Origin of the sequence: Mycobacterium montefiorense (assembly GCF_003112775.1) — a bacterium.
Classification (GTDB): Bacteria; Actinomycetota; Actinomycetes; order Mycobacteriales; family Mycobacteriaceae; genus Mycobacterium; species Mycobacterium montefiorense.
This window is the reverse complement of record NZ_BFCH01000007.1, coordinates 42,948-55,949: the sequence shown is the minus strand read 5'-3', so window position 1 is coordinate 55,949 and position 13,002 is coordinate 42,948. Positions and strand designations below refer to the sequence as shown.

The 13,002-nt window shown below is 66.4% G+C and carries 11 protein-coding genes; 9 read left to right on the top strand and 2 right to left on the bottom strand.

Annotated elements, in window-relative coordinates; all coding sequences use genetic code 11:
- The gene (recG, locus tag DB708_RS03870; protein ID WP_108920647.1) at positions 1 to 2,220 is read left to right on the top strand and encodes an ATP-dependent DNA helicase RecG; all 2,220 of its coding nucleotides are present in this window, start codon (positions 1 to 3) and stop codon (positions 2,218 to 2,220) included.
- Complete coding sequence (locus DB708_RS03865; RefSeq protein WP_108920646.1) at positions 2,217 to 2,927, top strand: HNH endonuclease family protein; 711 nt, start codon at positions 2,217 to 2,219, stop codon at positions 2,925 to 2,927. The genes recG and DB708_RS03865 overlap by 4 nt, the downstream gene beginning before the upstream one ends.
- Positions 2,928 to 2,942: 15 nt before the next feature.
- Here the strand turns inward: DB708_RS03865 and DB708_RS03860 are convergent, their stop codons facing one another.
- A complete protein-coding gene (locus DB708_RS03860; protein ID WP_108920973.1) occupies positions 2,943 to 3,731 on the bottom strand; it encodes an aldo/keto reductase in 789 nt (262 codons plus the stop codon).
- A gap of 62 nt (positions 3,732 to 3,793) precedes the next feature.
- Positions 3,794 to 4,627, bottom strand: a complete 834-nt coding sequence (locus DB708_RS03855) for an aldo/keto reductase (RefSeq protein WP_108920645.1) — start codon at positions 4,625 to 4,627, stop codon at positions 3,794 to 3,796.
- On the opposite strand from DB708_RS03855, the gene DB708_RS03850 reads away from it, so the two are divergent.
- The 7 genes from DB708_RS03850 (at position 4,626) to DB708_RS03820 (ending at position 12,998) form a co-directional block, all read left to right on the top strand.
- Positions 4,626 to 5,744 carry an alpha/beta hydrolase gene (locus tag DB708_RS03850; RefSeq protein ID WP_108920644.1) on the top strand — a complete coding sequence of 373 codons (1,119 nt, stop codon included), beginning with the start codon at positions 4,626 to 4,628 and terminating at the stop codon, positions 5,742 to 5,744. The genes DB708_RS03855 and DB708_RS03850 overlap by 2 nt on opposite strands.
- A 100-nt stretch (positions 5,745 to 5,844) precedes the next feature.
- On the top strand, positions 5,845 to 6,612 hold the full coding sequence (locus tag DB708_RS03845) for a DsbA family protein (RefSeq protein ID WP_108920643.1): 768 nt from the start codon (positions 5,845 to 5,847) through the stop codon (positions 6,610 to 6,612).
- 8 nt (positions 6,613 to 6,620) lie between these two features.
- On the top strand, positions 6,621 to 7,256 hold the full coding sequence (locus tag DB708_RS03840; protein ID WP_108920972.1) for a vitamin K epoxide reductase family protein: 636 nt from the start codon (positions 6,621 to 6,623) through the stop codon (positions 7,254 to 7,256).
- Positions 7,257 to 7,266: 10 nt separating this feature from the next.
- Entirely contained in the window at positions 7,267 to 10,650 is a 3,384-nt protein-coding gene (locus tag DB708_RS03835; RefSeq protein WP_108920642.1) for a pyruvate carboxylase, read from the top strand.
- Positions 10,647 to 11,201, top strand: coding sequence for a 16S rRNA (guanine(966)-N(2))-methyltransferase RsmD (rsmD, locus tag DB708_RS03830; RefSeq protein ID WP_108920971.1), 555 nt, complete (start codon positions 10,647 to 10,649; stop codon positions 11,199 to 11,201). The genes DB708_RS03835 and rsmD overlap by 4 nt, the downstream gene beginning before the upstream one ends.
- 24 nt (positions 11,202 to 11,225) lie before the next feature.
- Positions 11,226 to 11,708: a pantetheine-phosphate adenylyltransferase gene (coaD, locus tag DB708_RS03825; RefSeq protein WP_108920641.1), complete on the top strand. Its 483-nt coding sequence runs from the start codon at positions 11,226 to 11,228 to the stop codon at positions 11,706 to 11,708.
- Positions 11,709 to 11,744: 36 nt separating this feature from the next.
- On the top strand, positions 11,745 to 12,998 hold the full coding sequence (locus tag DB708_RS03820; protein WP_108920640.1) for a saccharopine dehydrogenase family protein: 1,254 nt from the start codon (positions 11,745 to 11,747) through the stop codon (positions 12,996 to 12,998).
- The last annotated feature ends 4 nt before the right edge of the window (positions 12,999 to 13,002 follow it).

Below are 13,002 nucleotides of genomic sequence, written 5' to 3'. Positions count from 1 at the left end.
GTGGCGTCGCTAAGCGACCGGCTGGACTACGTGCTGGGCGCCAAGGCCGCGGATTCCCTCGATGAGGTGTTCGGCATCCGGACGGTTGACGACCTGCTGCGCCACTACCCGCGCAGCTACACCGAGGGCGCGGCGGTCCGGGGTGCCGACGACGAGCGGCCCGAAGAAGGCCAGCACATCACCGTCGTCGACACCATCACGCAGGTTTCCGAGCGCCCGATGCGCAAGCGCCCCAATAACAAGATCCTGCTCGTCACCGTCGGGTCGGGACGCAACAAGCTCACCGCCACCTTCTTCAATGCGCGCTTCCTCAAGAAGGGGCTCACCGAGGGCACCCGGGTGATGCTCTCCGGTGAGGTCGGATACTTCCGGGGCGCGATGCAGCTGACACACCCCGCATTCCTGATCCTCGACTCGCCGGACGGTAAAAACCGGGGCAGCACCTCGCTGCGTGGCATCGCCGACGCTTCGCAGGCGGTCAGCGGCGAGGTGTTGATGTCGGCATTCGAGCGCCGCTTCTTCCCGATCTATCCGGCCAGCACCAAGCTGCAGAGCTGGGACATCTTCGCGTGCGTGCGCCAAGTGCTCGAGGTTCTCGATCCGGTGGCTGATCCGCTGCCCGGGGAGTTGGTCGCCGCTCATGAGTTGATGTCCGAGGACGAGGCACTGCGCGCGATTCACCTTGCCGAAGACGAGGGGGAGCGGGACCGGGCGCGCGAGCGGCTGACCTTCGACGAGGCCGTCGGCCTGCAATGGGCGCTGGTGTCGCGCCGGCACGGTGAGCTTTCGCAATCGGGGCCATCGGCGCCCCGGCAGTCGGCCGGACTGGCCGCGGAACTGTTGGGCCGCTTGCCCTTCGAGCTGACAGCCGGGCAGCGCGAAACGCTCGACGTGCTGTCCGAGGGGCTGGCGGCCAATCGCCCGATGAACCGGCTGCTGCAAGGTGAGGTCGGCTCCGGCAAGACGATCATCGCGGTGCTGGCGATGTTGCAGATGGTCGATGCGGGCTACCAATGCGCGCTGTTGGCCCCCACCGAAGTCCTTGCTGCGCAACATCTTCAGTCGATCAACGATGTGCTGGGCCCGCTGGCGATGGGCGGTCAGCTGGGCGGGGCCGACGACGCCACCCGGGCGGCGCTGCTGACCGGATCGATGTCGGCCGCGCAGAAGAAACAAGTCCGGGCCGAGATCGCCGGCGGCCAGGTCGGCATCGTCATCGGCACGCACGCATTGCTGCAGGACGCTGTTGAATTCGCCAACCTGGGCATGGTCGTCGTCGACGAGCAACACCGGTTCGGCGTGGAGCAACGAGATCAGTTGCGCGCCAAGGCTGCTGCGGGCATCACGCCGCACCTGCTGGTGATGACCGCAACGCCGATTCCGCGGACCGTCGCGCTGACCGTCTACGGAGATCTGGAAACCTCGACATTGCGTGAGCTGCCACGCGGACGTCAGCCGATTACCAGCAACGTTATTTTCGTGCGCGACAAGCCCGCCTGGTTGGACCGCGCCTGGCAGCGCATCGTCGAGGAGGTCGCCGCCGGACGGCAGGCCTACGTGGTGGCGCCCCGCATCGACGAGACCGAAGAGTCGGGGAAAGGGGAAGACGACGCGCGCCCTACGGAAACCGCCGTGGGGCTTTTCGCCCGTTTGCGCTCCGGCGAGCTGGCGAATCTGCGACTGGGCTTGATGCATGGTCGGTTGCCTGCCGACGAGAAGGACGCCGCGATGGCCGCTTTTCGCAACGGTGAGACCGATGTGCTGGTGTGCACCACCGTGATCGAGGTCGGCGTCGACGTCCCTAACGCCACGGTGATGCTGGTGATCGACGCCGACCGGTTCGGAATCAGCCAATTGCATCAGCTACGTGGCCGCATCGGTCGCGGCCAGCATCCAAGCCTGTGTCTGCTGGCCACCTGGAGTTCACCAGGTTCCCCGGCCGGCCGGCGGCTGAGTGCCGTCGCCGCAACCCTGGACGGTTTTGCGCTTTCCGAGCTGGATCTGCGAGAGCGCCGGGAGGGAGATGTGCTGGGCCGCAACCAATCCGGTAGGGCGATCACGCTGCGGCTGCTGTCGCTTGTCGACCATCTGGTGTTCATCGAAGCCGCCCGGGAGTTCTGTACCGACGCGTATCAGGACGCCAGCCTGCATGCCGGATTAGCGCTACTGGCAGCGCAATTCACCGACACCGACCGCATCGAATACCTGGACAAGTCGTGAACCGCAAAGTGCTGCTGTGGTTGTCGGCGGCCGCGGTGGTCGCGGTGCTGGTCGCCTATCAGACCCTGGGGTCGACGTCGGCCAAGCACGCGCAAGTTGCCGCGCGCGCCGATGTGCCCACCGTGGCACCCGGCGCCGATGTGCTGGCCGGTATTGCGGTGGTAGCCCTTCGGGTGCACCGCTACGACTACCTCAGGGCGGCTTACGGCGACGCCTGGGACGACGACAACGGTGCCCCGGGCGGGCACAACGGATGTGACACCCGCGACGATATTCTCGACCGCGATCTCGTCGACAAGACGTTCGTGGCGATCAAGCGGTGCCCCAGCGCGGTGGCCACCGGCGTACTGCACGACCCGTATACCAACACCACGATCGCCTTCCAACGGGGCGCCAAGGTCGGCGAATCGGTGCAGATCGACCACATCGTGCCACTCGCGTACGCCTGGGACATGGGAGCGTTCGGCTGGCCGGATCCCGAGCGGCTGCGCTTCGCCAACGACCCGGCCAACTTGCTGGCCGTCCAGGGTCAGGCCAATCAGGACAAGGGCGACCTGCCGCCGGGTTTGTGGATGCCGCCGAACAAGGCGTTCGCCTGTCAGTACGCGATGCAGTTCATCGCGGTGCTGCGGGGTTACCAGCTGCCGGTGGATCGGGCGTCGGCGAGTGCGCTGCGTCAGGCTGCGTCCACCTGCCCGACGGGCTAGCGACCGGCCGGCTGTCTAGGTGCCCTCGTAGGTGTCCGGGTCCGGGCGCAGCCGAGTTCCGTCATTGAGCGCGTTGATCGCGTCCACGTGCTCGGCGGCCAACTCGAAATCGAACACGTCGAAGTCGCTGGCGATGTGCTCGGGGTTGGCCGACCGGAACACGACCGCGTTGCCCAGTTGCAGGTTCCACCGCAGCAGCACCTGCGAGGGCGTCTTGCCGTACTCGCCCGCAACGGAGTTCACGGTCGGGTTCTCGTTCAGCTTGCCGAGAGCCAGCGGTGTGTAGGACTGCGTCACGACGTTGTGCTGCGCGTTGGTCTTGCGCATGTCGTCCTGGTTGAGCAGTGGATGCAGCTCGATCTGGTTGACCGCCGGGGTCGTGAAGACCAGGTCGATGACCATCTCCAGGTGTTCGGCGGTGAAGTTGGCGACACCGATCGATCGGGCGTGTCCGTCGCCGCGGAGTTGCAGCAGCCCGCCGAAGGAGTCCACGTACATGCCCAGCGCGGCGGCCGGCCAATGAACCAGGTAGAGGTCGAGGTAATCCAGGCCCAATCGTTCCAGGCTGGCGTTGCAGGCATCTCGGGCACCGGTAAGCCCCTGGTCGGCCGTGGCCAGTTTGGTGGTGACGAACAGTTCCGCGCGGGGAATCCCGGAGGCGGCAATCGCGCGACCGACCGCGGCTTCATTGCCGTATGCCGTGGCGGTGTCGATCAGTCGGCAGCCGACCTCCAGCGCCGCCGAAACGGCACGTTCGGTCTCGTCCTCCGACAAATCCGCGACGCCAAGGCCGAGCACCGGCATCGTGTTTTCGTCATTGAGGGTGATCGAGGGCACGGCGAGGCGTGCGTCGCCAGTCAACGTATTCACCTACCTGTGAAACTGAAAGTTCGTGGATCAGGACCAAGCCGCGTTCCGTCGTCGAGCGAGGAAATCGCCGCCATGTCATTGGCGCTGAGTTCGAAATCGAACACGTCGAAGTTGCTCGCAATCCGTGCAGGGTTCACCGACTTGGGGATCACGATATTACCGAGCTGGATATGCCACCTAATCAACACCTGGGCGGGTGTCCGCCCAGTTTCGTCGGCGACGGCGGTAACCGTCGGGTGTGTCAGCAGCGCTCCTTGGCCCAGCGGAGCCCACGCCTCGGTCGCGATACCGCGCTGCGCGTGGACTTTCCGCAATTCCGTCTGGGGAAAACGAGGATGCAGCTCGACCTGATTGACGGCGGGAATGATGCCGGTGGAATCGATGAGAACCATCAGGTGCTCGGGCTCGAAATTGCTGACTCCGATGGACCGGATCCGGCCCTGGTCGCGCAGGTGGGCGAAGGCCTTGAAGATTTCGACGAACTTACCCACCGCGGGCTGCGGCCAATGGACCAGATAGAGGTCGAGATACTCGAGGCCGAGCCGGTCCATGCTGGCGTCGAAGGCGACCAGCGTGCTGTCGTAGCCCTGGTCCGCGTTCCACAATTTGGTCACCACGTAGAGTTGATCGCGCGGCACGTCGGAGTCGGCAATTGCACGCCCGGTTTCCCGTTCATTGCGGTAGGCGGCGGCGGTGTCGATATGCCGGTACCCGGCTTGCAGCGCACTACTCACCGCCTGCTGGGTTTCCGCCGGAGGGACTTGGAAAACTCCGAGCCCGATGGCGGGGATCGCATGACCGTCATTAAGGGTGACCAAGGGGGCTGCCATGACACAGAGTCTGCCAGGCGCACCGGAGCGGCATCTGGAAGCCAGGCGCGGATCGGGCCGTTGGACCGACCGGGTGCAGGACGTCGTCACCAACGTTGGCGTCAAGGCCATTCCGTGGATTCCGACGCCGGCGAAGCGGGTGATGTTCGGCGGTCGGTCGATCATCATCGATGGCAACACGCTGGACCCCACCCTGCAGCTGATGCTGTCCGGTCTGCGGCTGGGCGGTATCGACGGCTTGGCGGTCAACGGCGACCCGGTGGCCTCGCGTGCGCAGATGCGCCAGTCGATCCTGTCCATGCCCGGACCCCAGATTCACGTCACGGTCGACGACCTGACGATCCCCGGTCCCGCCGGCCAGATCCCGGTGCGGCACTACCGTCCGGCCAGCGGTCCGGCCTCGGACTTGCTGGTCTTCTACCACGGCGGGGGCTGGGTGCTCGGCGATCTGGACACCGCCGACCCGCTGTGCCGGCTGACCTGCCGTGACGCCGGAGTGCACGTGTTGTCGATCGACTACCGGCTGGCCCCCGAGCATCCGGCGCCGGCCGCCATCGACGACGCGTATGCGGCGTTCAAGTGGGCCTGCGAGCACGCCGGCGAACTCGGCGCGACCCCCGGGCGTGTCGCTGTCGGCGGGGACAGCGCGGGCGGCAACCTGGCCGCGATCGTGTGCCAGCGCACGCGCGACGAGGGTGGTCCCTCGCCGCTGCTGCAGTGGCTGCTCTACCCGCCGACCGACTTCACCGCACAGACCCGGTCACTGAGCCTGTTCGCCCGCGGCTTCTTGCTGACCAAGCGGGACATCGACTGGTTCACCGCGCAGTACCTGAGCGGCACCGGCATCGACCCGGCGGACCCGCGGGTATCGCCGCTGTGCGCCGAGTCGATGTCCGGGCTGGCGCCCGCGCTGGTCGCCGTCGCCGGGTTCGACCCGTTGCGCGACGAAGGCGAGCGTTACGCGGCGGCGCTGCGGGCCGCGGGCACCGCGGTGGATCTGCGGAGCCTGGGTTCGCTGACGCACGGGTTCGCCAGCCTGTTTCAGCTCGGCGGCGGCAGCGCGGCCGCCACCAGCGACCTGATTTCGGCCCTGCGCGCTCACCTGAGCCGGGCCTGATTTGCCGAGAGGCGCGCGCCGGTAATCTATGAGGCGCCGTCTGAAACCGCGGTCGAGACGCCCGCAAACCGACCTAAACACCGAAGGATCAGGGAACCCTGTGGCCGACAAATCGAAACGTCCCCCCCGATTCGACCTGAAGTCCACCGAAGGCAAGTCCGGCCGCCTGATTCAGATCGGCGGTACCGCGTTCATCGTCATCTTCGCGGTCGCGCTCGTCTTCTACATCGTGACGTCGCATCACGACAAGAAGGGCGCCGCCACCGGACCGGGCGACACGGTCCGCGTGACGTCGAGCAAGGTGGTGAACCTGCCCGGGACGAACAACCCGAAGGCCGTCGTGACCTTCTATGAGGACTTCTTGTGCCCCGCCTGCGGCAATTTCGAGCGCACCTTCGGGCCGACGGTCTCCAAGCTGATCGACTCCGGTGCCATCGCGGCCGACTACTCGGTGGTGTCCATTCTCGACAGCTCCAAGAACCAGAACTATCCGTCGCGAGCGGGGGCCGCCGCCCTCTGCGTCGCCGACGAGAGCATGGACGCGTTCCGCCGCTTTCACACCGCGCTGTTCAGCACCGGTATCCAGCCCGACGAGCGGGGTCCCAATTTCCCCGACAACGCGAAACTGATCGAACTCGCCCGGGAAGCCGGCGTCGTCGGCAAGGTGCCGGATTGCATCAACAGTGGGAAGTATCTCTCCAAGGTCACCGGCGAAGCGTCGGCCGCGAATATCACCGCCACTCCGACGATCAAGATCAACGGCGAAAACTACGACCCGTCGACACCCGATGCGCTGGTCGGCAAGATCAAGACCATCGTGGGTGATGTGCCGGGCATCGACGCACCTGTCGCCCCGCCGGCTTCGTGACGGTTGCGGTGTCGGTCGAACCCGCCGAGCGATCCGGCGACCCGACACCGGCTTCGACGCGTGACCCATCCGTGCCGACGCTGCGCGCATGGTGGGTGCTGATCGCCGGTGCCGTCGGCCTGGTCTCCTCCATAACCCTGATGGTGGAGAAGATCGACATCCTGCTCAACCCGTCCTACGTGCCGTCGTGCAACGTCGATCCGATCATCTCGTGCGGCTCGGTGATGATTACGCCGCAGGCGTCGGTGCTGGGCTACCCGAACCCACTGGCCGGCATCGTCGCGTTCACCGTCGTGCTGGTCGTCGGGGTCCTTGCGGTAGCGAAAGTATCGATACCCCAATGGTTTTGGTCGGTGCTAGCGGCTGGGTTGCTGGTCGGTACGGGGTTCGTGCACTGGCTGATCTTCCAGAGCCTGTACCGGATCGGGGCGTTGTGCCCCTACTGCATGGTGGTGTGGGCGATGACGATCACGCTGCTGGTGGTGGTGGCGTCGATCGCGCTTTCGCCGGTCCTCGACAGCCGCGACAGCACCGTGGCACGGCTGCTTTACCAATGGCGATGGTCGCTCACCGCGTTATGGTTTACCGCGGTGTTTCTGCTGATCATGGTTCGTTTCTGGGACTATTGGTCGACACTTCTGTGAGGAGCCGAAGGTGATCTCCAAGGTACTGGTGGCCAATCGCGGCGAGATCGCGATACGTGCGTTCCGCGCGGCCTATGAACTCGGCGTCGGCACGGTGGCCGTGTACGCCTACGAGGACCGCAATTCGCAACACCGGCTCAAGGCCGACGAGTCCTATCAGATCGGTGAGGTCGGTCATCCCGTGCGGGCCTACCTGTCCGTCGACGAGATCGTCGAAACCGCCCGCCGGGCCGGCGCCGACGCCGTCTACCCCGGGTACGGCTTCCTTTCGGAGAACCCGGACCTGGCCGCTGCTTGTGCGGCCGCCGGCATCACGTTCGTCGGTCCCAGCGCCGAAATCCTTGAGCTGACCGGAAATAAGGCGCGGGCAATCGCTGCCGCCCGCGAAGCCGGACTGCCCGTTCTCACGTCCTCGGCGCCGTCGGCCTCGGTCGACGAGCTGGTGTCGGCGGCGCAAGACATGCGGTTTCCGTTGTTCGTCAAGGCTGTTGCCGGTGGCGGGGGACGTGGCATGCGCCGCGTCACCGACATCGCCGCGCTGCCCGAAGCGATCGAGGCGGCCAGCCGTGAGGCCGAGTCGGCCTTCGGCGACTCGACGGTCTATCTCGAGCAGGCGGTGATCAAGCCGCGCCACATCGAGGTGCAGATCCTGGCCGACAACGCCGGCAACGTGATCCACCTGCACGAGCGCGACTGCAGCGTGCAGCGTCGTCATCAGAAGGTTGTCGAATTAGCGCCCGCGCCAAACCTTTCCGCCGAGCTGCGGGACAAGATCTGCGCTGATGCCGTCGCTTTCGCCCGGCACATCGGGTACCGCCTTGCGGGCACCGTGGAGTTTCTGCTGGACGAGAGCGGCCACTACGTCTTCATCGAGATGAATCCGCGGATTCAGGTGGAGCACACCGTGACCGAGGAGATCACCGACGTCGATCTGGTGTCCAGCCAGTTGCGCATCGCGTCCGGCGAGACGCTGGACGATCTGGGTCTGCGGCAGGAGGACATCCGGCCACACGGCGCCGCGTTGCAGTGCCGGATCACGACCGAGGATCCGGCCAACGGGTTCCGGCCCGACACCGGCCGGATCAGCACGTACCGCAGCCCCGGTGGCGCCGGCATCCGCCTGGACGGCAGCACCAACCTGGGCGCGGAGATTGGTGCCCACTTCGATTCGATGCTGGTCAAGTTGACCTGCCGGGGCCGCGACTTCCATACGGCGGTGTCCCGCGCCCGCCGCGCAATCGCCGAGTTCCGCATTCGCGGTGTGTCGACGAATATTCCATTCCTGCAAGCAGTTCTGGAGGATCCGGACTTCCAAGCCGGCCGAATCACCACGTCGTTCATCGACGAGCGGCCGCAGCTGCTGACCGCACGCGCATCGGCCGACCGCGGCACCAAGATCCTGAACTATCTGGCCGACGTCACCGTCAACCACCCGCACGGCACCCATCCGTCGAAGGTGTACCCGCACGACAAGTTGCCCGAGGTCGATCTCGAGGTGGCGCCGCCGGCCGGATCCAAGCAGCGGCTGGTCGAGTTGGGGCCCGACGGTTTCGCGCGCTGGCTGCGCGAGTCGCCCGCGGTGGGCGTGACCGACACGACGTTCCGCGACGCGCACCAGTCGCTGCTGGCGACACGGGTGCGCACCAGCGGGCTGATGATGGTGGCGCCGTATCTGGCCCGCACGATGCCGCAGTTGCTGTCGGTGGAGTGCTGGGGCGGTGCGACTTACGATGTGGCGCTTCGCTTCCTCAAGGAGGATCCCTGGGAGCGGCTGGCCACGCTGCGCGAGGCGATGCCCAACATCTGCCTGCAGATGCTGCTGCGGGGCCGAAACACGGTGGGGTACACCCCATATCCCGAACTGGTCACGTCGGCTTTCGTCGAGGAGGCGACCGCCACCGGCATCGACATCTTCCGCATCTTCGACGCACTCAACAACCTTGACTCGATGCGGCCGGCTATCGACGCTGTCCGCGTAACAGGTTCGGCAATAGCAGAAGTCGCGATGTGCTACACCGGAGACCTGTCCGACCCGGGCGAGCAGCTCTACACGCTCGATTACTATCTCAACCTGGCCGAGCGGATCGTGCAGGCCGGCGCGCACGTGTTGGCCATCAAGGACATGGCCGGACTGTTGCGGCCACAGGCCGCCCACCAATTGGTCAGCGCGCTGCGCAGTCACTTCGACTTGCCGATCCACGTGCACACCCATGACACACCGGGTGGCCAGCTGGCCAGCTATATGGCTGCGTGGCAGGCGGGAGCCGACGCCGTCGACGGAGCTGCCGCGCCGATGGCGGGAACCACCAGCCAGCCCGCGCTGAGTTCGATCGTCGCCGCCACCGCGCACAGCGAGCATGACACCGGCCTGTCGCTCTCGGCGGTATGCGCGCTAGAGCCGTACTGGGAGTCACTGCGAAAGGTCTACGCCCCCTTCGAATCCGGACTACCGGGGCCGACGGGGCGGGTCTACCACCACGAAATCCCGGGCGGCCAGTTGTCGAACCTGCGGCAGCAGGCGATTGCGCTGGGGCTGGGGGATCGATTCGAACAGGTGGAAGAGGCCTACGCCGGTGCCGACCGCGTGCTGGGCAGGCTGATCAAAGTCACGCCGTCGTCCAAGGTGGTCGGCGACCTGGCGCTAGCTCTGGTGGGCGCCGGGGTGAGCGCTGACGAATTTGCCTCTGAACCAGCGAGATTCGACATCCCGGAATCGGTGCTGGGATTTTTGCGCGGCGAGCTGGGCGATCCGGCCGGTGGCTGGCCGGAGCCGCTGCGCAGCGCCGCGCTGGCCGGCCGTGCGCCCGCCAAGCCGATCCCGCAGCTCAGCGGAGAGGACGAGGCCGTGCTTGCGCTGACCGGGCCCAAACGTCAGGCAACCCTCAACCGGCTGCTATTTCCTGGTCCGACAAAGGAATTCGAGGATCACCGAGAGACCTACGGCGATACGTCGCATCTGTCGGCCAACCAGTTCTTCTATGGACTGCGCCAAGGCGAAGAACATCAGGTGAAACTGGAACGCGGTGTCGATCTGTTGATCGGACTCGAGGCCATCTCCGAACCCGACGAGCGCGGCATGCGCACGGTGATGTGCATCATGAACGGCCAGCTGCGGCCGGTGCTGGTGCGCGATCGCAGCATTGCCAGCACGATCCCGACCGCCGAGAAGGCCGAGCGGGCCAATCCCGACCACATCGCGGCACCATTCGCCGGCGTCGTCACGGTTTCGGTGGCCGAGGGCGATCGGGTGAGCTCCGGCCAGACGATCGCCACCATCGAGGCGATGAAGATGGAAGCTCCGATCACGGCTCCAAAAGATGCCACCGTGGCGCGGGTAGCGGTGTCGAGCACCGCGCAGGTGGAGGGCGGAGATCTGCTGGTGGTGCTGAGCTGACCCGCATTATCGGCGGGGTCGCCGGAGGCCGGCGCATCGCGGTGCCGGCACGGGGAACCCGGCCGACCACCGATCGGGTGCGCGAGTCGCTTTTCAACATCATCTCGTCGCGGCTGGATCTGACCGGATTGGCGGTGCTGGACCTCTACGCGGGTTCGGGGGCGCTGGGTTTGGAGGCGCTATCCAGAGGCGCGGGGTCCGCCTTGTTCGTCGAGTCCGATCAGCGCACCGCGGCCGTCATCGCGCGCAACATCGAGACCTTGGGCCTGCCGGGGGCGACGCTGCGCCGGGGCGCGGTGGCCATGGTGCTGGCGGGCGGCGCCGCGGCCCCGGTCGATCTGGTGCTGGCCGACCCGCCCTACGACGTCGAGACAGCCGAGGTTCAGGCGGTCTTGGCAGCGCTCAGCGTGCACGGCTGGGTGGGTGAGACGACCGTCGCGGTGATCGAGCGTGCCGCCGCCGGGCCGCCGCTGAACTGGCCGGACGGCTGGATCAGCTGGCCGGAGCGAGTTTACGGCGACACCCGATTGGAGCTGGCCGAATTTGGCTGACGTGCCCTGCTACCTTGGTCGCTTATGAGCGGCGCCGTATGCCCGGGCTCGTTTGACCCGGTGACGTTGGGCCACATCGACGTGTTCGAACGCGCCGCGGCCCAGTTCGACGAGGTGATCGTCGCGATCCTGACCAACCCCGCCAAAAAGGGGATGTTCGACATCGACGAACGCGTCGCGATGATCGAAGAGGCGACGACTCATTTGCCGAACTTGCGTGTCGAGGTCGGGCAGGGCCTGGTGGTGGATTTCGTCACGTCGCGCGGCATGACCGCGATCGTCAAGGGGCTGCGCACCGGCACCGACTTCGAATACGAGTTGCAGATGGCGCAGATGAACAAGCACGTCGCCAACGTGGACACATTTTTCGTGGCCACCGCGCCGCAGTATTCGTTCGTGTCGTCGTCGTTGGCTAAAGAGGTAGCGATGCTGGGCGGTGACGTCACGGCGCTGTTGCCGGAGTCGGTGAACCGCCGATTGCGCCAGAGGCGTTCCCGTGAGCGGTGACCCCGGGCCGACGGCTGTCGCGGGGGACTAGCACCAATGAGCTCTGCCGAGCGCGAGTTCGACATCATGGTTTACGGCGCCACGGGTTACTCGGGCAAGTTGACGGCGCAATACCTGGCACGGGTTGCCGGCGATGCCCGCATCGCGCTGGCCGGGCGCTCACGTGAGCGGTTGCTCGCCGCGCGCGAAAGCCTTGGCCGCAGCGCCCACGATTGGCCGCTGATCGTGGCCGATGCAGCACAGCCGGCGCCGGTGCAGGATATGGCGGCCCGCGCCAGGGTGGTCGTGACGACGGTAGGTCCCTACACCACTTACGGCTTGCCGGTGGTGGCGGCGTGCGCGAAGGCTGGGACGGACTACGTCGACCTGACCGGTGAGGTGATGTTCGTCCGGAACAGCATCGACCGGTATCACGAACAGGCCGTCGACACCGGTGCCCGGATCGTCGTCTCGTGCGGATTCGCTTCGATCCCTTCAGATCTCAATGTGTATCAACTCTACCGACGGGCACGCGGCGACGGCGCCGGTGAGCTGTGCGACACCACGCTGGTGTTTCGTTCGTTCTTTCAGGGCGGGGGATCGGGAGGCACCGTCGCCTCGGAGTTCGAGTCGATGCGCACCGCGTCCAGCGATCCCGAGGCCCGCCACCAGATGGACGACCCGTATACGCTGACCCCCGACCGAGGTGCCGAACCCGATCTCGGCCCCCAGCATGACTTTGCCTGGCGCCGGGGCAGTCGGATCGCGCCCGAGCTTGCCGGCTTCTGGCTGGGTGGCCTGATGTGGGCGCCGCACAACACTCGAGTGGTACGGCGCAGCAACGCATTACAGAACTGGCCTTACGGCAGGAGGTTTCGTTACTCGGAGACCATGAGCCTGGGGAAGTCCTTCGCCGCACCGGTCGCCTCCGGGGTGGTTACCGGGACACTGGCGGGTGCGTTTGCGTTGGGCACCAGGCACTTCCGCCGAGTGCCGCAGCGATGGTTAGCGCCCTTGGCAAGGCCAGGGACCGGACCGGGCGAGAAGATGCGCGAACGCGGCCACTACACGGCTCAGACGTACACCACCACGACGTCCGGTGCTCGGTACCTGGGGACCTTCGCGCAGCAGCTGGACGCGTACAGCGGGACCGGGGTGCTGCTCGCCGAGTGTGGTCTGGCGCTGGCGTTCGATCGCGGTCGGCTCTCCGACTTGCGGGGCGTGCTCACGCCCGCCGCGGCGATGGGCGACGCTTTGCTGACCCGGCTACCGGCCGCCGGGGTATCGATGAACACGGTCCGGCTGAGCTGAACCG